The sequence below is a fragment of the Agromyces badenianii genome (genome assembly GCF_003070885.1).
Classification (GTDB): Bacteria; Actinomycetota; Actinomycetes; order Actinomycetales; family Microbacteriaceae; genus Agromyces; species Agromyces badenianii.
Genome location: NZ_CP028913.1, coordinates 296,752 through 318,443 on the forward strand (window position 1 = coordinate 296,752; position 21,692 = coordinate 318,443).

Genomic DNA, 21,692 nt, shown 5'->3' on the forward strand with positions numbered 1-21,692 from the left:
CGGGGGTGCCGGGGCGAGGCATCAGCTCGCAGGCACAGTGTCGGGGCCCGAACTTAGGATGGTCGCTATGAGTGCCGAGGCCCCCGTCAGACTGCCCGCGATCGCGTTCCTGGGGGCGGGGTCGATGGCCCGCGCCATCCTCACCGGGCTGTTGGCGCCCGGCATCGAGATCGACGGCGGCATTCGCGCGACGAACCGCAGCGCAGAGAAGGCCGCCGAGCTCGCGAGCCTGCCCGGCGTCGTCTCCTCCGCCACCGAGACGGATGCCGCGGCGAACCGCACGGCCGTCGCCGGCGCGAAGCTCGTCGTGGTCGCCGTGAAGCCCGCGATGGTGCCGGCGCTCCTCGAGGAGATCGCCGACGCGCTCGAGCCCGGGGCGATCGTCGTGAGCGTCGCCGCCGGGGTCACCGTGTCGACGTTCGAGTCGCTGCTGCCCGAGTCGGTCGCCGTGATCCGCTCGATGCCGAACACGCCCGCGGTCGTCGGCCGCGCCGTCACGGGCGTGGCGGCGGGCACGCGCTCGACCGACGCCGACCTCGCGCTCGCCGTGGCGCTCTTCGAGACCGTGGGCGAGGTGCTCGTCGTGCCCGAAGAGCAGATCGACGCGCTCTCCACGATCTCGGGCTCCGGTCCGGCCTACCTCTTCTACCTGATCGAGCAGCTCACGGCGACGGCGATCGACAAGGGCTTCACGCCCGAGCAGGCGGCCGTGATGGTCGAGGGCACCTTCCGCGGCGCGAGCGAGTTGCTCGCGGCATCCGACGCCGGTCCTGCCGAGCTGCGCCGCCGGGTGACGAGCCCGAAGGGCACCACCGAACGGGCCGTCGCCGTGCTCGAAGAGGCCGCGCTCAAGCAGACCTTCGACCGGGCGACCGATGCCGCGCTCGCGCGCGCTCGCGAGCTGGCGGCGGGCGCGTGAGCGGGCTGATTCCGAAGCCCGCCTCGTTCGAGGCGCGGGCGGGCGAATTCGTGCTCGATGCCGACACCGAGATCACCGCATCGGATGCCGCGGCATCCGTCGCACGTCGCCTACAGGCCGATCTGGCCGCGGCGACCGGCTTCGCACTCCCCGTCGGCGGGGGAGTGCCCACCCGCGCGGGCATCGCGCTCGAGATCGATCCCGATTCGCCGGCTGAGGGGTTCCGCCTCGAGGTGGCGCCGGGCGGCGTGCGCATCGCGGGCGGCTCGGCGGCGGGCCTCTTCTACGGTGCGATGGCGTTCCGCCAGCAGCTCGGGCCCGACGCGTTCCGGCGGGCGGCGCTGCCGGGGCGGCGGTGGCGCGCCGAGGCATCCGTCACCGTCGACGCCCCGCGCTTCGCGTGGCGCGGCTTCCTGCTCGATGTCGCGCGCAGCTTCCGGCCGAAGCACGAGGTGCTGCGCCTCATCGACCTGCTCGCGCTGCACCGAGTCAACGTGCTGCAATTGCACCTGACCGACGACCAGGGCTGGCGCATGCAGATCCATCGCTACCCGCGTCTCACCGAGGTCGGCGCGTGGCGGCCCGAATCGCAGCTCGGTCACGGGCCGAAGTCAACGCTCGACGGGCGACCGGCGGGCGGCTTCTACACCCACGACGAGTTGCGCGAGATCGTCGCGTACGCCGCCGAACGGCACATCGAGGTCGTGCCCGAGATCGAGACGCCCGGGCATGTGCGCGCCGCGCTCGCCGCGTACCCCGAGCTCGGCGTGACCGGCGGGCCCCGCGACGTGTGGACGCGCTACGGCATCAACGACGACGTGCTGAACACCGAGGAGTCGACGGTCGAGTTCTTCCGCAACGTGCTCGACGAGGTCATGGAGGTCTTCCCGTCGCGCTACATCGGCGTCGGCGGCGACGAGGCGCGCAAGACCCAGTGGGCGGCCGACCCGCGTTCGCAGCAGCTCATGGCCGAACGCGGCCTCGAGACGCCGAACGAGCTGCAGGCGTGGTTCGTGCGCCAGCTCGATGCGCACCTGACCGCGGCGGGGCGACGTCTCTACGGCTGGGACGAAGTGCTCGAAGGCCCGCTCGATCCGGGCGCGACGATCGCCTCATGGCGAGGCATCCGCGGCGCCCAGGTGGCCGCGGCCCGCGGGCACGACGTCGTACTCTGCCCCGACGACTTCGCCTACCTCGACTACCCGCAATCGGATGCCGCCGCAGAGCCGATCCCGGTGGGCACCGTGCAGACCATCCGCGACGTCTACGACTACGAGCCGCTGCCCGCCGACGCCGCGGAGGCACTGCGTCGCCACCTGCTCGGGGTGCAGGCCAACGCCTGGAGCGAGCACATGGACACGGCCTCACGGGTCGACTACATGGTCTTCCCGCGGCTCGCGGCCTTCGCCGAGGTCGCCTGGAGCGCCCCGGGCAAAGACTGGCCCGACTTCTCGTCGCGTCTCGATGGCCAACTCGCGATCTACGACGCCATCGGAGTGGCGTACCGCCCGCTCAGCGGGCCGAACCCGTGGCAGCAGCGCCCCGGTGTGCCCGGTGTGCCGCGCGACAAGGCCGATCGTCAGGCCGAACTCGCGGCGCTCACCGCCGACCTGCTCGAATAGCGCCGACCGGCACGGCGCGCTCGAGCAGCACCATGACCTCGAAGTGCGTCGTCTGCGGGAACATGTCGAACACCCGCCCCCGCACCGGCCGCAGCGACGGCATCGCCTCGAGGTCGCGCGCGAGCGAGGCCGCGTTGCAGCTCGAGTACAGCACATGACGAACCGCGGATGCCTCGAGCCATCCGCTGAGCTCACGGCCGATGCCCCGGCGCGGCGGGTTCACGATCACGAGATCGGGGGCCGCCGCTTCGCCGAGCGCGAAGGCCGTGGCGTCGCCGGCCTCGAACCGCACGCGTGAGAGCGCGGCATCCGTGCGGCTGAGCTCGGCGCTCGCGACGGCCTCGACGCTCGTCTCGATGCCCGTGACCGATGCTGCGGCATCGGCGATGTGCAGGGCGAAGCCGCCGACGCCCGAGTACAGATCCCAGGCGGAGTCGGCCGCGAGCCCGCGCACCCAGTCGCGCGCCTCGACGTAGAGGGCGGCGGCGATCTCGGTGTTCGTCTGGAAGAAGCTCTGCGGGCGCAGGTGCATCGTCACGCCGTTCAGCCGCATCGGCAGCGTGGATGCCTCGGTGAAGACGATCTCGTGCTCGCCCTCGAGCACGGCCTTGTGCTCGGGCAGCACGTTCGCGGTGACCACCCGGGCGTGAGGCAGCTCGGCGAGGAGCCACGGCAGGTGCTTGCGGATGCGGCCGACCGGTTCGGTCGAGCGCACGACGAAGCGGATCATGAGCTCGCCGTCGGGCGACTCGGTGAGGATCAGGTGCTTCAGCTCGCCGGTGCGGCTCGGCACGTCGTAGGGGGTGAGGCCTGCGCGGGTGATGAACGCGGAGATCACGGGGAACGCGGCGCGATGGCCCGGGGAGCAGATGCCGCACGCCTCGAGATCGATGCCGTGGCCGTCGGCGTCGAGGATGCCGATCGTCGGGGCCGCCGTCGTGCCGCCGATCACCATCTTCGCCTTATTGCGGTAGCCGGCCTCGGGGCTCGCGACCGGCGGCAGCCAGTCGAGGCCGTCGTGCGCGGTGAGGAGGTCTTCGGCGTGACGCTGCTTGCCCGCGAGCTGCGCGGAGTAGGGCTGCCCCATGAGCGAGCACGAGGTGCAGCGCCCGGCGTCGAAGTAGGAGCAATCCACGGGTTCCAGCGTAGGCGCGCCTGCTGCTTCGCCGGGAACAGGACGACACGCCGTGGCGGCGCCGAGAACAGGCGGCTGGTGCCCGTCGCGGCGAACGGCTCCTGTTTCAGGCGCGAGCGGTCACGGCTCGAAGCGGTAGCCCATGCCCGGCTCGGTGAGGAAGAAGCGCGGCTCCGACGGCGTCGGCTCGAGCTTGCGGCGCAGCTGCGCGACGTAGAGGCGCAAGTACCCGGCGTCGTTCGCGTGGAACGGCCCCCACACCTCGCTCAGCAGCATCTGCCGGGTGAGCAGCTTGCCCGGGTTCTTCAGGAACAGCTCGAGCAGGCGCCACTCGGTCGGCGTCAGGCGCACGGATGTCGCGTGGCCCGAGGCATCCGTCGACCTGATGGTCTTCGCGGCGAGGTCGACGGTGAGCGAGCCGATGGCGAACGCCGCGGCATCCGCCTCGCCGGTGGTGGATCGCGCGCGGGCGCGGATGCGGGCCAGCAGCTCGTCCATGGCGAAGGGCTTCGTGACGTAGTCGTCGGCCCCGGCGTCGAGGGCGTCGACCTTCTCGGCCGAATCGGTGCGACCCGAGAGCACGAGGATCGGCACCTTCGACCAGGCGCGAACCGCCCGGATCACGTCGACCCCGTCGACCTTCGGCATGCCGAGGTCGAGGAGGATCAGGTCGGGGTGGGCGTTCGCGGCGAGGTCGATCGCCTCGGCGCCGTCGCGGGCGGCGATGACGTCGTAGCCGCGCGCGGCGAGCGTGATGCGCAGGGCCCGCTGCAGCTGGTCGTCGTCGTCGGCGAGGAGGATCCTCATCGCGCCTCCTCGGTGATCGGGGCCGACGGCAGCGTGACGACCATGGTGAGGCCGCCGCCGGGCGTGTCCTCGACCTCCAGTGTGCCGTCCATTCCCTCGACGAAGCCCTTCGACAGGGCGAGGCCGAGGCCGAGGCCCGTGTCGTTGTCGGTGTCGCCGAGGCGCTGGAACGGCGTGAACACCTCGTCGCGGCGCTCGGCGGGGATGCCGGGGCCGCGATCGACGACCCGCAGTTCGGTGCGCCCCTGGAACGAGCTCGCGGCGACGCGCACGCGCACGCCGGCCGGGCTGTGCCGCACGGCGTTCGCGAGCAGGTTCACGATCACCCGCTGCAGCAGCACGCCGTCGGCGAGCACCGGGGCGAGCTCATCGGCGAGGTCGAGCTCGACCTCTCCCGGCCCGAGCGCGAGTTCGTCGAGCGCCGGGAAGACGACGTCGGCGACCTCGGTCGGCGCGAGCGTGACCGCGAGTGCACCGGCCTGCACGCGGCTCACGTCGAGCAGGTTGGTGACGAGCTCGGCGAGGGCGTCGAGGCTCTCGGATGCGGTGGCGAGCAGCTCGTCGCGCTCGGCGGCGGGCAGCTCGACCTCGCGCGAGCGCAGCGCGCTCACCGCTGCCGACGCCGAGGTGAGCGGCCGGCGCAGGTCGTGCCCGACCGCGGCGAGCAGGGCCGACCGCACCCGGTCGGTCTCGGCGAGGGCGTCGGCCGCCGAGGCTGCAGTGGCGAGTGCGCCGTGCTCGATGGCCGCATCGATCTGCGCGGCGATCACCTGCAGCAGGCGGCGTTCGGATGCCTCGAGGTGCTGCCCGTGCAGCTCGAGCACGCCGCGGGAGCCGATCGGCACGTTCGTCACCCGGTCGTCGCGGGCGGGCTCGCCGTCGGCGACGCGGGTCTCGCCGTCGACCAGCAGGCGAACACCGGTGAGTCCGAACGCCTCGCGGGTGCGGGTGACCATGGCCTGCAGGGCGTCCTCGCCGCGCAGCACGCTGCCGGCGAGGGTCGCGAGCAGTTGCGATTCGGCCGCGGCGCGGCGGGCGAGGCGCGTGCGCCGTGCGGCCTGGTCGACGACGTAGCTCACGAGCAGCGCGTTGGCGACGTAGAACGCGAGTGCCATGAACTGGCGGGGGTCGCTGATGGTGAGCGTGAACGTCGGCTCGACGAACAGCACGTTCAGGGTGATTCCCGAGAGCACCGCCGCGAACAGTCCCGGCCAGATGCCGCCGATGAGGGCGACGATGATGACGAGCAGTTGGTAGGCGAGCACATCGCTCGTGATCGACGTCTCGGTGTGGAACGTGACGAGCAGCCAGCTGAGGAGCGGCCCCGCGACGAGCGCGACGATGAACCCGACGACGAGCCGGGTGCGGCTGAGCGCGCCGCCGAGCTTCGGCAGCGAGAACGCCGACCCGGCCGCGGCGTGGTTGACGATGTGCACGTCGATGTCGCCGGACTCCCGGATGACGGTGGCGCCGATGCCCGGACCCGAGAACGCTGCAGCGAGTCGGGAGCGGCGGCTGACGCCGATCACCAGCTGCGTGGCATCCGCCGACCGTGCGAACTCGACGAGGGCACGCGGCACGTCTTCGCCGACGACCTGGTGGAAGGTGCCGCCGAGCTGTTCGACGAGCGTGCGCTGGGCATCGAGGGCGCCCGGATGCCGCGCCCGCATGCCGTCGGGGTTCGTGACGTGCACGGCGATGAGCACTCCGCCCGACGAGCGAGAGGCGATTCGCGCGCCCCGGCGCAGCAGCGTCTCGCCCTCGGGGCCGCCGGTGAGGGCGACGACGACGCGCTCACGAGCCTCCCACTTGCGGTCGATGCCGTGCTCGGCGCGGTACGCCTTCAGCGCGGAGTCGACCTCGTCGGCGAGCCAGAGCAGAGCGAGTTCGCGGAGCGCGGTGAGGTTGCCGAGGCGGAAGTAGTTGGACAGCGCCGCATCGATGCGCTCGGCGGGGTAGACGAGCCCGCCCGAGAGCCGGTCGCGCAGCGCCTGCGGGGCGAGGTCGACGACCTCGATCTGGTCGGCACCGCGCAGCACCTGGTCGGGAATGGTCTCGCGCTGCGGCACACCCGTGATCTGCAGCACGACATGGCCGAGCGATTCGATGTGCTGCGTGTTGACGGTGGAGATGACGTCGATGCCCGCGTCAAGGAGCTCGTCGACGTCTTGCCAGCGCTTGGCGTGGCGCGAGCCCGGCGCGTTCGTGTGCGCGAGCTCGTCGACGAGGGCGATCTCGGGCTTGCGTGCGAGCACCCGGTCGAGGTCCATCTCGGTGAGCACCATGCCCCGGTGGGTCACGCTGTGGCGCGGAACGAGCTCGAGCCCCTCGACCATCGATGCCGTCGCCCGGCGCCCGTGCGTCTCCACGAACGCCGCGACCACGTCGTTGCCCTCCGCGGCGAGGCGCTTGCCCTCTTCGAGCATCGTGTAGGTCTTGCCGACGCCGGGGGCGGCGCCGAGCAGCACGCGAAGCCGCCCCCGTCTCATACCCTCTGCCCTTCTCAGCCGAGCTCGGCGAGAGCGAGATTCAGCTGCAGCACGTTCACGGTCGGTTCGCCCAGGTACCCGAGATCCCGTGCCTGAATCCTAGACTCCACGAGTTCGCGCACCGCCGATTCGGGCAGTCCGCGCTCGCCGGCGATGCGGGCCACCTGAAGCAGCGCGTACTCCGGGCTGATGTGCGGGTCGAGGCCCGACGCCGATGCGGTGACGGCGTCGGCCGGGACATCCGCTTCGGAGACGCCGTTGAACTCGGCGACCTGCGCCTTCCGCTCCTCGATCGCGGCGATGAGGTCGGCGTTCTCGGGGCCCTGATTGCTGCCGCTCGAGGCGCCGCCGTCGTAGCCGCCACCTGCCGCCGACGGGCGGGACTGGAACCACTCGGGAAGCGGGGTGCCGTCGGCGTCGGCGAACGACTGGCCGATGAGGCTCGAGCCGACGACCTCGCCGCCGCTCGTCACCCGCGAGCCGTCGGCCTGCGCCGGCAGCACGAGCTGGCCGATGCCGGTGACGACGAGCGTGTAGGCGATGCCGAGCACTGCGGTGAAGATGAGCATCGCGCGGAGTGCGACCCAGTAGGTGCGCACCGTGGTGCGAGTGGAGCTCATGGTGTGAATCCTTTCGTTCCCGGGTTCAGAACCCGGGGATGAGGCTGACGACGAGGTCGATCAGCTTGATGCCGATGAAGGGGGCGATGATGCCGCCGAGGCCGTAGACGAGCAGGTTGCGGCTGAGGATGGCGGAGGCGCCGCCCGGACGGTACTTCACCCCGCGCAGCGCGAGGGGGATCAGGATCACGATGATGATCGCGTTGAAGACGATCGCCGAGAGGATCGCCGAGGCGGGCGAGTGCAGCTGCATGATGTTCAGCACTGCGAGCCCCGGGAAGATCCCCGCGAACATCGCCGGGATGATCGCGAAGTACTTCGCGATGTCGTTGGCGATCGAGAACGTCGTGAGCGCGCCGCGCGTGATGAGCAGCTGCTTGCCGATGCGCACGATCTCGATGAGCTTCGTCGGGTCGCTGTCGAGGTCGACCATGTTGCCGGCCTCCTTCGCGGCCGAGGTGCCGGTGTTCATCGCGACCCCGACGTCGGCCTGCGCGAGCGCCGGGGCGTCGTTCGTGCCGTCGCCGGTCATGGCGACGAGGTTGCCGCCCGCCTGCTCGCGCTTGATGAGGGCCATCTTGTCTTCGGGGGTGGCCTCGGCGAGGTAGTCGTCGACGCCGGCCTCGGCCGCGATGGCCTTCGCGGTGAGCGGGTTGTCGCCCGTGATCATGACGGTGCGGATGCCCATCGCCCGCAGCTCGGCGAACCGCTCGGTCAGGCCGTCCTTGACGATGTCCTTCAGGTGCACGACGCCGAGCAGGCGCGCCTCGCCGTTCGCGTCCTTCGCCGCGACGACGAGCGGAGTGCCGCCGCTGTTCGAGATCACCTCGACGCGCTGCTCGAGCTCGTCGAGCGTGCTCGACGCGATGCCGCCGGATGCCTCGACCCAGGCGATGACCGCCGATCCTGCACCTTTTCGAATGCTCGAGCCGTCGGGCAGGTCGAGTCCCGACATGCGGGTCTGCGCGGTGAAGGGCACGATCTCTCCCGCCGGTGCCGCGTCGAAGTGGATGCCGTGCTCGGCCGCGAGTTCGACGATCGACGAGCCCTCGGGCGTCGGGTCTGCGAGCGACGACAGCGCTGCGGCGCGCTCGAGCTCGGCCGCATCGACACCCGGCATCGCGACGAACTCGCTCGCCCGCCGGTTGCCGTACGTGATGGTGCCCGTCTTGTCGAGGAGGAGCGTCGTGACGTCGCCCGCCGCCTCGACCGCGCGGCCCGACATCGCGAGCACGTTGCGCTGCACGAGTCGATCCATGCCGGCGATGCCGATCGCCGAGAGCAGCGCGCCGATCGTCGTCGGGATGAGGCAGACGAGCAGGGCGACGAGCACCGGAATGCTCGCCGGCGCCGCAGCGTACGAGGCGATCGGGTTCAGGGTCAGCGCCACCACGACGAAGACGATCGAGAGGCTCGCGAGCAGGATGTTCAGCGCGATCTCGTTGGGCGTCTTCTGGCGGGCCGCACCCTCGACGAGCGCGATCATGCGGTCGACGAAGGTCTCGCCGGGTTTCGAGGTGATGCGCACGACGATGCGGTCGGAGAGCACGCGGGTGCCGCCGGTGACCGCCGAGCGGTCGCCGCCCGACTCCCGCACGACGGGCGCGGACTCGCCCGTGATGGCCGACTCGTCGACCGAGGCGATGCCCCAGACGATGTCGCCGTCGCCCGGGATCAGCTGACCGGCCGTCACGACGACCACGTCGCCGAGCCTCAGTTCGGCCGAGGAGACCTTGGTCAGCGGGGTGCCCTCCGCCGAGGCATCCGACACCTCGTCGTAGTTGCCGACCAGCTGCGCCGCCGTCGAGGTGCGGGTCTGGCGCAGGGTGTCGGCCTGCGCCTTGCCGCGGCCCTCGGCGACCGACTCGGCGAGGTTCGCGAAGAGCACGGTCAGCCAGAGCCACACCGCGATGCCCCACGTGAAGCTCAGCGGCACCGCCGTGCCGCCCGACGACTGCGCGCCGCCGAGGAACGGCTCGGCGAGTGCGAGCACCGTGGTGAGTGCGGCGCCCACCTCGACGATGAACATGACGGGATTGCGCCACATCTGGCGCGGATCGAGCTTCGCGAACGCGCCGGGCAGGGCTTGCAGGATCTGCGCCGGGCCGAAGGCGCTCGTCGGGCGTTTCGACGGCGAACCCATCGGCCGAGGCGCGGGCCCATCGACCGGCTCGGGCGCCGCTTCGGTGGTGGTGATGGTGGACATGATCAGTTCAGCCCTTCCGCCAGGGGACCCAGCGTGAGAACGGGGAAGTAGGTGAGCGCGGTCACGATGACCGTCACGCCGACGAGGAGGCCGACGAACTGCGGCCGGTGGGTGGGCAGGGTGCCCGCGGTCTCGGGAACCCTCTCCTGCGCCGCGAGCGAGCCGGCGAGCGCCAGCACCAGCACGATCGGGATGAATCGGCCGAGCAGCATCGCGACGCCGAGAGCGGTGTTGAACCACGGCGTGTTCGCGGTGAGGCCGGCGAAGGCCGAGCCGTTGTTGTTCGACGCGCTCGTGAACGCGTAGAGCACCTCGCTCATGCCGTGGATGCCGGGGTTCCAGATCGAGACCGCCTCGACGTCGTCCCGGATTCCGGGGATCGCGAAGCTCAGGGCGGTGCCGGCCAGCACGAGCGTCGGCGTCACGAGGATGTAGAGGCTCGCGAGCTTGATCTCACGCGGCCCGATCTTCTTGCCGAGGTACTCGGGCGTGCGGCCGACGAGCAGGCCCGCGATGAACACGGCGATGACCGCGAGCACGAGCATGCCGTAGAGACCCGAGCCGACGCCGCCGGGCGCGACCTCGCCGAGCATCATGTTGAGCATCGGCATCATGCCGCCGAGGGCGGTGAACGAGTCGTGCATCGAGTTCACGGCACCCGTCGAGGTGAGCGTCGAGGTGGTGGCGAAGAGCGTCGAGCCGAGGATGCCGAAGCGCGACTCCTTGCCTTCCATCGCGCCGCCGGCGAGCTCGGGCGCGGTGCCGTCGCCGCCCGCTTCGAGCGCGCTGAGCGCCACGAGCGAGACGAGGTAGAGCGTCGCCATGACCGCGAGGATCGCGTAGCCCTGCTTGTTCGAGCCCACCATCCTGCCGAAGGTGCGCGGCAGGGCGAACGGGATCGCGAGCATGAGCACGTTCTGGAAGAGGTTCGTCCACGCGGTCGGATTCTCGAACGGGTGCGCGGAGTTCACGTTGAAGAACCCCCCGCCGTTCGTGCCGAGCAGCTTGATGGCCTCTTGCGAGGCGACGGGGCCACCCGGAACGCTCTGCGTGGCGCCGGCGAGCGTCGTGATCTCGGTGAAGCCGTTGAAGTTCTGCACGACGCCCCCGATGACGAGCACGATCGCGCCGATCACCGAGAGCGGCAGCAGCAGCCGGAACGAGCCGCGGAACAGGTCGACCCAGAAGTTGCCGATCGTGCCGGAGCCGCGGCGGGCGAACCCGCGCACCAGGGCGATCGCCACGGCGATGCCGACCGCGGCCGAGACGAAGTTCTGCACCGCGAGGCCGGCGAGCTGCACGGTGTAGCCCATGGTGAGTTCGGGGGAGTACGACTGCCAGTTCGTGTTCGCCACGAACGACGCGGCGGTGTTGAACGACAGCCCCTCGGGCACCGCGGGAAGGCCGAGCGAGAACGGCAGCACGGCCTGGGCCCGCTGCAGCACGTACACGAACAGCAGGCCGACGACCGAGAAGGCGAGCACGCCCCGGAGGTACGCCGGCCACGACTGCTCGGCGCGCGGGTCGACGCCGATGAGGCGGTAGAGGCCGCGTTCGAGCTTCCAGTCGCGGTCGCTCGTGTAGAGACGCGCCATGTAGTCGCCGAGGGGGCGGTAGAGCAGGGCGAGGATGAGGGCGAGGGTGGCCGCCTGCATGATGGCGAAGAGCGCCTCCATCAGAACCGCTCGGGTTTGACGAGGGCGTACACGAGGTACACCACGGCGGCGACACCCAACGCGGCGGCGAGGAGTTCGAAGAAGATCACAGCTTCTCGACCCCCCTGGCGATGAGGCCGACGAGTACGAACACGGCGATGATGCCGAGAAGGTAGACGACGTCGAGCACGAAGACTCCAGATTCACAGATGCCGCGGCCGCGAGCGCGGCGAGCGGGCAGCAGTTCGCTGCACCTGCGATGCAATACCCGAACGGATGCCTCGGCGCCGATCCTCATGGATCCCTAACGGGCCGCCCGTCGATCCGAATGCCTCGCTCACGGCGCACCCGCTGGCGTGATCGGAGGTCGAGACGACTCGAGGGCGACGTTTCGCGACGACGCCGCCGGGGACGGTACGTTTGCCCCATGGATGCAGCCGCGACCGTCTCGGTCATCGCCGAGGTGATCGCGTGGTTTGCGCTGGCCTCAGGGCTCGGATGCCTGCTGATCGCCCTGCTCATCCGCGTGGTCGACGGCCCGTGGCTCCGAACCGAGGCCGTCGTCGTCGACGGTGATGGCGGGAGCGTCGTGCGGTGGTTCGCCGACGGCGCGTTCTACTCCCGAGCGCTCAGCCCCGACGAGCGGGCCCATGTCACGAACCCCGACGAGGAGCTCGCGTACTACAAGCAGCGCGAACCCCGGCGGCTGCGGCTCCACGAACCGCCCACGGGGCGTCGCGTGGTCGGCATCGTCGGCATCGTGCTCGTCGGCATCGCCGTCGTCGCGACCGTCGTCGGCCTCGTGCTGATGTTCGTCGGCTGACCAGACCGCCGAAACGTCAGTTCACGACCGGCGGCCGCCCCGCGGCATCCGCTCGCAGTTATTCGAGCGCCGCGAACCGCTCGATGTCGCCCTCGGTGCCCGAGACGATGATGAGGTCGTGGTTTGAGACGACGGTGTTCTCGGTCGCATACGTGAACGGCTTGCCGGGGCTCTTCACGCCGACGACGGTGACGCGATACTTCGACCGCACCCCCGACTCGGTGAGGTTCTTGCCTCGGATCGGCTTCGGCGGGTACATCTTGACGAGGGCGAAGTCGTCGTCGAACTCGATGAAGTCGAGCATGCGCCCGCTCACGAGGTGCGCGGTGCGCTCGCCGGCTTCGCGCTCGGGGTAGATGACGTGGTTCGCGCCGATGCGCTGCAGGATCTTGCCGTGCGAGGCCGAGATCGCCTTCGCCCAGATCTGCGGGATCTTCAGGTCGACGAGGTTCGCGGTGATGAGCACGGATGCCTCGATCGACGACCCCACCGCGCAGACCGCGATGGAGAAGTCCTGTGCGCCGATCTGCTTGAGCGCGTCGATCGACTTCGCATCGGCGACGACGGCGTGGGTGACCCGCTCCGACCACTTCTGCACGAGCGATTCGTTCTCGTCGACGGCGAGCACCTCGCGGCCGAGGCGGTCGAGCTGGCCCGCGGTGGCCGCACCGAACCTGCCGAGGCCGATCACGAGCACCGGGGCGTCGTGCCTGATTCGATCAACCAACGATGGGCCTCTCTTCGGGACGCTTGAACAACTGCCGGCGCTGGCTCGCCGCCAGGGCGGCGGCGAGTGTCACTGTACCAACCCGGCCCATGAACATCGTGGCTGCCATGACGTAGACGCCCCCTGGCGGCAGCTCGGCCGTCAGGCCGGTCGACAGGCCGCAGGTGGCGAACGCCGAGATCACGTCGAAGAGCACGTAGTCGAACGGCTGCTTCGTGATCTGCAGGATCGCGATCGACGACACGGCCACGATCGTGGCGCCCCAGAGCACGACGCTGACCGACAGTCGCAGCATGTCGCGCGGGATGCGCCGGCCGAACGCCTCCATCGAGGGCGCGCCTCTCGCCTCGGCGAACGCGGCCAGGAAGAGCACCGCGAGCGTGGTGACCTTGATGCCGCCGGCCGTCGACGCCGAACCGCCACCGATGAACATGAGCATGTCGGAGACCAGCAGGCTGGATCCGTTGAGGTCGTGCATGTTGATGGTCGAGAAGCCGCCCGATCTCGTCATCATCGACATGAAGAACGACTGGAAGATCGTCGGCCCGGCGTCGAGCTGCCCGTAGGTCCTGGGGTTGCCGTACTCGAGCAGCAGGAACATCGCCGCGCCGGCCACGAAGAGGATCGTGGTCGTCGTGAGGGTGAGCTTGACGTGCACGCTCCAGCGATGCGGATGTCGCCAGGCCCGCGCCAGCGCGAAGATCACGGGGAAGCCGAGGCTGCCGAGGAAGACCCCGAGCATGAGCAGCGACTGGAACCAGTAGTCGCCGATGAGCGGTTCGAGGCCGCCGGGATTCGGGTTGAATCCCGTGTTCGTGAAGGCCATCGCCGAGTAGTAGAAGCTGTACCAGACCGAGTGCCACGCGTCGTAGCCCGCGGCGAGCAGGCTCGGGATCATGCCGAGCGCGATCGTCACCTCGATCACGAGGGCGCTGATCGCGACCGTGGCGAGCAGCCCGCCGACCTCGCCGAGGCGCACGGCCTGCCGCTCGGAGACCGGGCCGACGTGGATGCGCGAGGGGTTCGAGTCGCTCGCCGCGATGAGCTTGGCCCGGAGCCCCAGCCGCCGCGAGATGACGAGGCCGAGGATAGAGGCGAGCGTCAGCACGCCGACGCCGCCGATGTTGACGCCGATGAAGACGAGGGTGTTGCCGAACGGCGACCAGTGCGTCGCCATGTCGACCGTCGCGAGGCCGGTGACGCAGATGACCGACACCGCCGTGAACACGGCGTCGTGGAGCGGCGTGATCTGCCGATCGGCGGTCGCGATCGGCAGCGAGAAGAGCACCGTGAACACGAGGATCAGCGCGGCGAAGATGAGGATCGCGAACCGCGACGGCGAGTGCTTCACGAGCGCGTCGACCGCGTCGCGCGCGCGGCCGAGCCATGACCGGCGGTCGACTCGACCGAGGCGGCCCATCGCCTGTGCGCGCATCAAGCCCCCTCTGTGCCGTCACCGAACGCGTTGTCATGGTACTCCCCGCCGCGAATGACTAGCCTTGGGGCATGGCGGACATCTTCGACGTGGTGGCGGACTCGACGCGGCGCGACATCCTCGCCGTGCTCCTCGAGCGCGAGAACTCTGTGCCATCGTCGGGGGGCGAGATCAGCGTGTCCGAGATCGTGACCGCGCTCGGCGCGAGCCAGCCGACGGTCTCCAAGCACCTGAAGGTCTTGCGCGAGTCCGGTCTCGTGGCGGTGCGCGAAGAGGGCCAGCACCGCTACTACCGGCTCGACCGCACCCCGCTCGAGACCCTCGAAGACTGGCTGATCCCGTTCGTGTCGACGGATGCCGCGGCCGACGCCGCGACCCTCGCGGGCGTCGCCGCACGCGACGAGGCCCCACTCAACGAGGACCAGTTCGCGTTCGCATCCGCCATCGGCAAGGCCTTCGCCCAGACCGCCCACCAGGTCACCGCGGTGGTCGGGCCGAAGAAGCGCCGCTGACCGTTCTCACGCCGCCTCCGGAGTCGCGGCGCTCTTCGCGTGCCGCCGCTCGTTTCGACGTTCGTGCCGTCGCTCCGCGCGGCGCTCGAGCAGCGAGTAGAGCACCGGCACGAGCAGCAGCGTCAGCAGCGTCGAGGAGACGAGCCCGCCGATCACGACGATCGCGAGCGACTGCGAGATGAACACCCCGCCGCCGGTGAGGCCGAGCGACATGGGCAGCAGTGCGAACACCGTCGCGCACGCCGTCATGATGATGGGGCGCAGCCGCAGCCTCGAGCCGTGGATGACGGCGTCGAGCACGGAGTCCCCCCGCAGCCGGAACGCGTTGATCAGGTCGATGAGCACGATCGCATTCGTCACCACGATGCCGATCAGCATGAGCAGGCCGATCATCGCCGGGATTCCGAGCGGCGTGCCGGTGACGAGCAGGCCGGCCACGGCGCCCGTCGCGGCGAACGGCACCGACACGAGCAGGATCAACGGCTGCACGAGACTCCGGAACGTCGCGACCATGACGATGTAGACGAGCGCGATCGCCATGAGCATGGCGAGACCGAGCTGCGCGAACGACTCCTCCTGGGCCTGCGCGACGCCGCCGAGTTCGGCCGAGACGCCCGTCGGCAGTTCGAGGCCGTCGAGTCCGTTGCGGATCGCGACGGAGACGGCTCCGAGATCCTCGTCGGCGGGCTCGGCCGAGACGGTCACGGTGCGCACGCCGTCGACGCGGACGATCGTCGCCGGGGCGAGCTCGTCGACGACCCGGGCGACGTCCTGCACGAGGATCGGGGCGGCCCGCACCTCGGCGAGGTCCTCCTGCGCCTGCGTGAAACGCTCGCTCTCAGCCTCCTGGGATGCCGCGTCGGACCTCGCCGTCGTCATCGCGACGAGCTGCTCGTCGAACGAGGCGATCGCCGAACGGGCCTGGGCGACGGCACCCTCGAGTGCGGCGAGCTGCTCGGCGCGTTCGAGCGCAGCGCGTTCGAGCGCCTGTTCCTCCGGTGTCGCCGGCTCGGCCGTCGGCACCTCGAGCGGTGCCGATGACAGTGCGGCGAGCTGGTCGATCGATCGAGCGAGCTCCGCGGTGGCCTCGGCCCGCGCGGTGCGCAGCTCGGACTCCTGGCGTGTCGACTGCGAGCGGGCCTCGGCTCTGGCCCGCTCCGCTGCCGCCCTCTGGTCGGCCGTCAGCCGGTCAGACGCGGCCTTCTGCGCTGCGGCCTGCTGCAGCGCGCTCACGGGAAGCGGCAGGGCGGCGATCTCGGCCGGGGTCGTGCCGGCACGTTGGGTGCGCACGACGATCTCGCGGGTAGTGCCCTCGAGCACGACGGACCCGAGCGATGTGCCACGGAGCATGTCGGAGATCGCGGTGCCGACCTGCTCCTGGGTGAAGCCGTAGCCCGCAGCGGTCGTTCGATCGACGTCGACCTTCAGGATCGCCTGCTCCTCGGCGAGGTCGCTCGTGGCGGCGCCGACGCCGGGAAGCTCGGCGAGCATCGCCTCGACGGCGGCGGCACCCGTCGCGAGCGCCGCGGGGTCGTCTCCGCGCACCGCGACCTGGATGCCCCCCGCCGAGAACCCGGCGTCGGGTTCGCCGATGTCGACCGTGCCGACGTCGGCACGGTTCTTCACCGCTCGGGTGATCGATGCGGCGACGTCGTCGCTCACGGCATCGTCCTCGAGTGTGACGGTGATCGATGCGGTGCTCGACGAGCTTCCATCGCCGATCGTCGTGAGGTACGAGGCGACTCCTGGGGTGTCGGCGAGCACGCTCTCGACCCGTGCGGCGGCATCACTCGTGGTCTCGAGGCTCGAACCGGCGGGCAGCTCCTGCGACACCTGGAGGGTGTCCCCGCCGCCGAGGTCGCCAAGGTAGTCCATCTTGAGGAAGCCGCCGGCGACGATCGTGCCCGCGAAGATCACGGCGGCCGCGCCGAGCGAGATGAGCGGATGCCGCAGCGCCGCCATGAGCACCGGAAGGTAGCCGCGTTGCAGACGGGTGACCTCCTCGGCCCGCTCCGAATCGGGTGCGGGGGCTTCTGCGAGCGGCCTCGTCTGCGGGTCATCCGACGATGTCTCGGCACGGCTGCGTGCGCCCATGAACCAGTACGCCAGCACGGGCACGATCGTCAGCGACACCACGAGGGAGGCGAGGAGCGCGATGGTGACGGTCACGGCGAACGGGCGGAACAGCTCGCCAGTGGTTCCGCCGACGAAGGCGATCGGCAGGAACACGGCGACCGTCGTGATCGTGGAGGCCGTCACGGCCCCGGCGACCTCGCGAACGGCGGCGAGGGCGGAGTCCGTCGTCATCGGCACCCCGATGTGGCGCCGCTTGAGATTCTCGATCACGACGATCGAGTCGTCGACCACGCGGCCGACGGCGACGGTCAGCGCCGCGAGGGTGAAGATGTTCAGCGAGTAGTCGCCGATCCACAGCCCGATCATGGCGATGAGCAGCGACAGCGGGATCGAGACCGCCGTGATGATCGTCGATCGGAGCGAGAGCAGGAAGACGAGGATCACGAGCACCGCGAACAGAAGGCCGAGGCCGCCCTCGACTGAGAGGTCGTGAATCGACTGCTCCACCATCGGCGACTGGTCGAAGACGATCGTGAACGATGCGCCGTCGCCGAGCTCGCGCTCGAGCGCGGGCAGTGCGTCGCGGATCGTGTGCGCGAGCTGCACGGCGTTCGCGTCGGGGTTCTTCAGGAGGGAGAGGCTGAGCGACGGGAGTCCGTCGGCGCGCGCGATGGTGGTCATCGTCGCCGGTGCGAGCTCGACATCGGCGACCGCAGAGAGCGGGAACGGCCCGGCCCGGTGCTGCACGGGCAGCCCCGCCAGCTCCTCGACGGTGGCGACCGGACTCCCGACCTCGATGGAGAGGGCGAGCCCGTCACTGACGCTCGTGCCGGCGGCGACGACGGCGCTGCTCGCCTCGACCGCGGCGCCGACCTCCTCGGCCGAGACGCCCTTCGCGGCCAGATCGACCGGCCGCATGGTGATGACGAGCTGCGTCTCGTGCTGCCCGCTGAGCTGCACCTGGCGAACGCCCTCGATGCCGCGGAGCGCGGGCAGCACGACGGATTCGACCCGCTTCGCGAAGTCGGCCGGCTCGGTGTCGGCGGCGACGGCCAACGACATCACCGGCAGGTCGTCGCTGCCGCCGGCGTAGACCTCGCTCGTGCTGCCTGCGGGCAGCGTGCTCTCGGCCGCGCCGATCGCGGTGCGGATGTCGGCCACGACCTGCTCGGAATCGAGGCCGAAGTCCCACTTCACCTGGATGCTCGCGCTGCCGTTCCTCGAATCCGAGGTGATGCCCGTGACGCCCTCGACGCTTCGCACGAGCTGCTCGATGGGCGCCGTGAGCTCGCGCTCGACCGAGGTGGGCGACGCGCCGGGGTACGTCGCGACGACGACCGCGCCGGGCTGCTGCACCGAGGGGAGGAGCTCTTGCTTGAGGGAGCCCGTGGCGAAGAGGCCGAACGCGACGATCACGATGGTCACCAGCCCGACGATCACGCGGTTGGCAAGGCTCAGCTTGGTCAGAAGGGTCATCTGGCGGGTGCCTCTCGTGGGCTGCCGTGGCGGGAATGCAGGGCGAGCGCCCTCCTGCCCACGCTAGGCACGCGCCGCCGCCGGCGGATCGACGCCAGGCCTGATATCCGGGCTCGGCGACGTGGTCCCGCAGGGGGACGCCCCTGGTACCGCGGTACCAGGGGAACGAGATTCACCCGGCCGGATCGTGAGCGCGAAGCAGGCGCGCCGCGGCCGAGCGTGCGTGCCGGCTCAGCGCAGCGGCTTGATCATCTCCAGCTCGAGACCGCCGGGCTCGAGCTCGTACTCGCGGCTTCGACCCGTGCGGGTGAAGCCGAGCTTCTCGTAGAACCGGATCGCGCGGGGATTGTCTTCGTGCACCTCGAGCCGCAGGGTCGAGCCGAAATCGCGCGCCCACTCCTCGACCGCCTCGAGCAGCAGCCGTGAGATGCCCGCCGCGTCGCCGCGATGGTCGGGTGCCACGTAGACGCCGACGAGCAGCGGGCCCGACGCGGCATCCGGAATGTAGCCGCCCATCTGCCCGATCCAGCGCTCGCCGTCGATCGCGACGATCGAGGTCTGGCGGGGCGTCGTGCCGCGTGCCGCTCGCGCTCGCCACACCGTTTCGCCCGCGTCGAGCGCCGTCGACAGCGTCTCGCCGTAGGCGAGCGGGGTGTCGCGCAGCATCTCGAGGCGCAGTGCTCGCACCGCCTGCCAGTCGGCTTCCTCGGTGGTGCGGATGACGATGTCGCGGGGTGGCATCCCTCGACGCTAACGCATCGGGCGAGGGGGACCGCGCGGATCCGCTAGACTACTCCGAGGCTTTCTAGCCAACGGCCGCGGCACGCGCGACCGACTCGATCTTTTCTGTGAGGTTCTGATGGGTTCCGTCATCAAGAAGCGCCGCAAGCGCATGGCGAAGAAGAAGCACCGCAAGCTGCTTCGCAAGACGCGCCACCAGCGTCGCAACAAGAAGTAGTCCTTCGGCACTACCGGCTGAGCGTCAGGCCCTGCGGCCTGGCGCTTTTCGCTGTGCCCGAGCACCGGCGTACGATCGAGGCGTGCCACGCGACATCCGACTCACGCTCATCGGCAAGCCCGGCTGTCACCTCTGCGATGACGCGCGCGAGGTCGTGCAGGCCGTGCTCGCCGAGCTCGCGCTGACGGATGCTCCGCCGCGCATCGCCCTCGACGAGGTCTCCATCCTCGACGACGAGGAGCTGCGAGCCAGGTACGCCGAGGAGATCCCCGTGCTGCTCATCGACGGCGTCGTGCACAACTACTGGCGCATCGACCCGGCACGCCTGAAAACGGCGCTGATCGGCGGCTGACGCCGCGCGCCTATCGGTCGGGCGGTGACCGGTCAAGCCCATTGCCGCGGCAGGCCGTCGGGTCTTGACTGTCGGCATGAACTCGTTCTGGACGGCTGCGGCGACCGTGTCGGCAGATCAGGAGCCGATCATCGAGGCCGGCGAGCGAGTCGTTCCGGCCGGCCCGGTCGACGTCGCGATCGTCGGTGCCGGCATCACGGGGTTGTCCACCGCGCTCATGCTGCAACGCGCCGGCCGCTCGGTCGTGGTCGTCGAGGCGACGAAGGTCGCCGCGCTCGCCACCGGCGCGAACACGGGCAAGGCCAGCGTGCTGCAGGGCGCGAGACTGCAGCGCATCCGGCGCTCCCACTCGGCGAAGGTCGTCGGCGCCTACGTGCAGGCGAACCTCGACGGTCAGTCGTGGATCGCCGAGTTCGCGCACGAACGAAGCCTGCCGGTCGAGCTCGAGACGGCTTACAGCTATGCGCAATCCGACACGGGGCTCAAGACGGTCCTCGCCGAGTTCGACGTCGCCCGCGAGGCGGGCCTGCCCGTCGAGGTCGTCGAGCGGATGCCGGTGCCGTTCCCCTTCGCCGGGGCGGTGGCACTCGAACGGCAGCTCGCCCTCGACCCGTACCGGCTCGCCCTCGAGCTCGCCGACGCGTTCGTCGCCGAGGGCGGCGTGCTCGTGACCGGGGTGCGCGTGCAGGGAGTGCACGCGTCGGACCCGGTCGTGCTCGACACCGAGCAGGGCTCCCTGCGGGCCGACGACGTGGTGATCGCGACCGCCACGCCGATCCTCGATCGCGGACTCTCCTTCGCGAAGATCCGAGCTTCGCGCTCGTACCTGGCGTCGTTCCGCGTCGGCGATCCGCCGCCTCCCGGGCTCTACCTGTCGGTCGACGGGCCGAGCCGCTCGGTGCGCACCGCTCCCGATCCCGCTCCGGAATCCACGACGCGGCAGCTCCTCGTCGGCGGCAACGGGCATCCGGTGGGCCGCGTGGAGTCGACCGCCGAACTCGTCGACGACCTCGTCGCGTGGACCCGCCGGCACTTCGCCGACGTGGAACTCACGCACCGGTGGTCGGCGCAGGACTACGAATCACTGAACCAGATCCCGTTCGCCGGCCGGATGCCCCGCGGGCGGGGTCGCATCCGCTTCGCGACCGGCTATGCCAAGTGGGGTCTCACGAACGGGGTCGCCGCGGCGATCCGCATCTCGGCGGAGATCCTCGGCGAGCCCTGGCACGAGCACCGGCCGTGGATCCGGACGCTCGGCACCCGGGTGACGGTGCCCGCCGACCTCGGCCGGGGGATCGCCGAGAACGCGAAGGTCGCGGCGGCGCTCGCCGCCGGCTGGGTTCGGGCGGAAGCCGATTCCGCCCCCGTGCCGCGGCCGGCCGAAGGCGACGGCGTCGTGGCGTCGCGCCGGGGAGTGCCGGTCGGGGTGTCGACCGTCGATGGGCAGACCTGCGCGGTTCGCGCCGTCTGCACGCACCTCGGCGGCGTGCTGCGATGGAACGATGCCGAGTCGAGTTGGGACTGCCCGTTGCACGGCTCGCGCTTCGAGGCATCCGGTCGCCTCATCGAAGGGCCGGCGACCCGAGACCTGCGCTCGACCGCGCGATCCGACGGCCCGCTCTGATCGTCGGGCGACCACGTACCAGCGGTCGCCAACGACGGGGCGACTCGGGATATCGGCTTCCGCGATTCACGTGTGCCAGTTCCGCCTCAATGATGAGGGGGAACTGGCATGCGAGCGGCGAAGCGGGGTGCAGTCGGCCGATGAGGGGAACTGGCATACGAACGATGGGGCGGCGCTATAGTCGGCCGATGAGGGGGAACTGGCATACGAGGATGGGGCGGCGCTGCGGCCGATGAGGGGGAACTGGCATGCCGAA

At 70.5% G+C, this 21,692-nt stretch carries 19 protein-coding genes; 7 read left to right on the plus strand and 12 right to left on the minus strand.

The window, feature by feature from the left end; translation table 11 throughout:
* Positions 1-67 precede the first annotated feature (67 nt).
* Both proC and DCE93_RS01410 read left to right on the plus strand, forming a co-directional pair.
* Positions 68-919 (plus strand): pyrroline-5-carboxylate reductase, encoded by an 852-nt coding sequence (gene proC / locus DCE93_RS01405; protein ID WP_108594318.1) that lies wholly within the window; start codon positions 68-70, stop codon positions 917-919.
* The gene (locus DCE93_RS01410; RefSeq protein ID WP_108594319.1) at positions 916-2,541 is read left to right on the plus strand and encodes a beta-N-acetylhexosaminidase; all 1,626 of its coding nucleotides are present in this window, start codon (positions 916-918) and stop codon (positions 2,539-2,541) included. The genes proC and DCE93_RS01410 overlap by 4 nt, the downstream gene beginning before the upstream one ends.
* Here the strand turns inward: DCE93_RS01410 and rlmC are convergent.
* The 8 genes from rlmC to DCE93_RS01450 form a co-directional block, all read right to left on the minus strand.
* A complete protein-coding gene (gene rlmC / locus DCE93_RS01415) occupies positions 2,519-3,676 on the minus strand; it encodes a 23S rRNA (uracil(747)-C(5))-methyltransferase RlmC (protein WP_108594320.1) in 1,158 nt (385 codons plus the stop codon). The genes DCE93_RS01410 and rlmC overlap by 23 nt on opposite strands.
* 120 nt (positions 3,677-3,796) lie before the next feature.
* Positions 3,797-4,483, minus strand: a complete 687-nt coding sequence (locus DCE93_RS01420) for a response regulator (RefSeq protein ID WP_108594321.1) — start codon at positions 4,481-4,483, stop codon at positions 3,797-3,799.
* Positions 4,480-6,972 (minus strand): ATP-binding protein, encoded by a 2,493-nt coding sequence (locus DCE93_RS01425; RefSeq protein ID WP_108594322.1) that lies wholly within the window; start codon positions 6,970-6,972, stop codon positions 4,480-4,482. The genes DCE93_RS01420 and DCE93_RS01425 overlap by 4 nt, the downstream gene beginning before the upstream one ends.
* Before the next feature lie 14 nt (positions 6,973-6,986).
* Positions 6,987-7,592, minus strand: a complete 606-nt coding sequence (gene kdpC / locus DCE93_RS01430; protein WP_108594323.1) for a potassium-transporting ATPase subunit KdpC — start codon at positions 7,590-7,592, stop codon at positions 6,987-6,989.
* 25 nt (positions 7,593-7,617) lie between these two features.
* Positions 7,618-9,798 (minus strand): potassium-transporting ATPase subunit KdpB, encoded by a 2,181-nt coding sequence (gene kdpB, locus DCE93_RS01435; RefSeq protein ID WP_108594324.1) that lies wholly within the window; start codon positions 9,796-9,798, stop codon positions 7,618-7,620.
* Positions 9,799-9,800: 2 nt separating this feature from the next.
* Entirely contained in the window at positions 9,801-11,474 is a 1,674-nt protein-coding gene (gene kdpA / locus DCE93_RS01440; RefSeq protein ID WP_108594325.1) for a potassium-transporting ATPase subunit KdpA, read from the minus strand.
* A complete protein-coding gene (locus DCE93_RS01445; RefSeq protein WP_022891167.1) occupies positions 11,474-11,563 on the minus strand; it encodes a potassium-transporting ATPase subunit F in 90 nt (29 codons plus the stop codon). Before DCE93_RS01445 ends, kdpA begins: the two co-directional genes overlap by 1 nt.
* The gene (locus DCE93_RS01450; RefSeq protein WP_108594326.1) at positions 11,560-11,751 is read right to left on the minus strand and encodes a hypothetical protein; all 192 of its coding nucleotides are present in this window, start codon (positions 11,749-11,751) and stop codon (positions 11,560-11,562) included. The genes DCE93_RS01445 and DCE93_RS01450 overlap by 4 nt, the downstream gene beginning before the upstream one ends.
* Positions 11,752-11,880: 129 nt before the next feature.
* Between DCE93_RS01450 and DCE93_RS01455 the strand changes: the two genes are divergently transcribed.
* Positions 11,881-12,276, plus strand: coding sequence for a hypothetical protein (locus DCE93_RS01455; RefSeq protein ID WP_108594327.1), 396 nt, complete (start codon positions 11,881-11,883; stop codon positions 12,274-12,276).
* Between the two features lie 58 nt (positions 12,277-12,334).
* On the opposite strand, the gene DCE93_RS01460 is transcribed toward DCE93_RS01455, so the two are convergent.
* Positions 12,335-13,003: a potassium channel family protein gene (locus DCE93_RS01460; RefSeq protein WP_108594328.1), complete on the minus strand. Its 669-nt coding sequence runs from the start codon at positions 13,001-13,003 to the stop codon at positions 12,335-12,337.
* Positions 12,996-14,438, minus strand: coding sequence for a TrkH family potassium uptake protein (locus DCE93_RS01465; protein WP_235825332.1), 1,443 nt, complete (start codon positions 14,436-14,438; stop codon positions 12,996-12,998). The genes DCE93_RS01460 and DCE93_RS01465 overlap by 8 nt, the downstream gene beginning before the upstream one ends.
* Before the next feature lie 71 nt (positions 14,439-14,509).
* Here DCE93_RS01465 and DCE93_RS01470 point away from each other — a divergent pair, with 71 nt between their 5' ends.
* Positions 14,510-14,950, plus strand: a complete 441-nt coding sequence (locus DCE93_RS01470) for an ArsR/SmtB family transcription factor (protein WP_108594330.1) — start codon at positions 14,510-14,512, stop codon at positions 14,948-14,950.
* Between the two features lie 6 nt (positions 14,951-14,956).
* On the opposite strand, the gene DCE93_RS14735 is transcribed toward DCE93_RS01470, so the two are convergent.
* The gene (locus DCE93_RS14735) at positions 14,957-18,502 is read right to left on the minus strand and encodes an efflux RND transporter permease subunit (protein WP_108594331.1); all 3,546 of its coding nucleotides are present in this window, start codon (positions 18,500-18,502) and stop codon (positions 14,957-14,959) included.
* Positions 18,503-18,733: 231 nt separating this feature from the next.
* Entirely contained in the window at positions 18,734-19,243 is a 510-nt protein-coding gene (locus DCE93_RS01480; RefSeq protein WP_108594332.1) for a GNAT family N-acetyltransferase, read from the minus strand.
* A 118-nt stretch (positions 19,244-19,361) separates the two neighbouring features.
* On the opposite strand from DCE93_RS01480, the gene DCE93_RS01485 reads away from it, so the two are divergent.
* The 3 genes from DCE93_RS01485 to DCE93_RS01495 all read left to right on the plus strand — a co-directional run bounded on the left by DCE93_RS01485 (position 19,362) and on the right by DCE93_RS01495 (position 21,436).
* Positions 19,362-19,460 carry a 30S ribosomal protein bS22 gene (locus DCE93_RS01485; protein ID WP_003792170.1) on the plus strand — a complete coding sequence of 33 codons (99 nt, stop codon included), beginning with the start codon at positions 19,362-19,364 and terminating at the stop codon, positions 19,458-19,460.
* An 82-nt stretch (positions 19,461-19,542) separates the two neighbouring features.
* Entirely contained in the window at positions 19,543-19,812 is a 270-nt protein-coding gene (locus tag DCE93_RS01490; RefSeq protein WP_108594333.1) for a glutaredoxin family protein, read from the plus strand.
* A gap of 76 nt (positions 19,813-19,888) precedes the next feature.
* Positions 19,889-21,436, plus strand: a complete 1,548-nt coding sequence (locus DCE93_RS01495) for an FAD-dependent oxidoreductase (protein ID WP_108594334.1) — start codon at positions 19,889-19,891, stop codon at positions 21,434-21,436.
* Positions 21,437-21,692 lie beyond the last annotated feature (256 nt).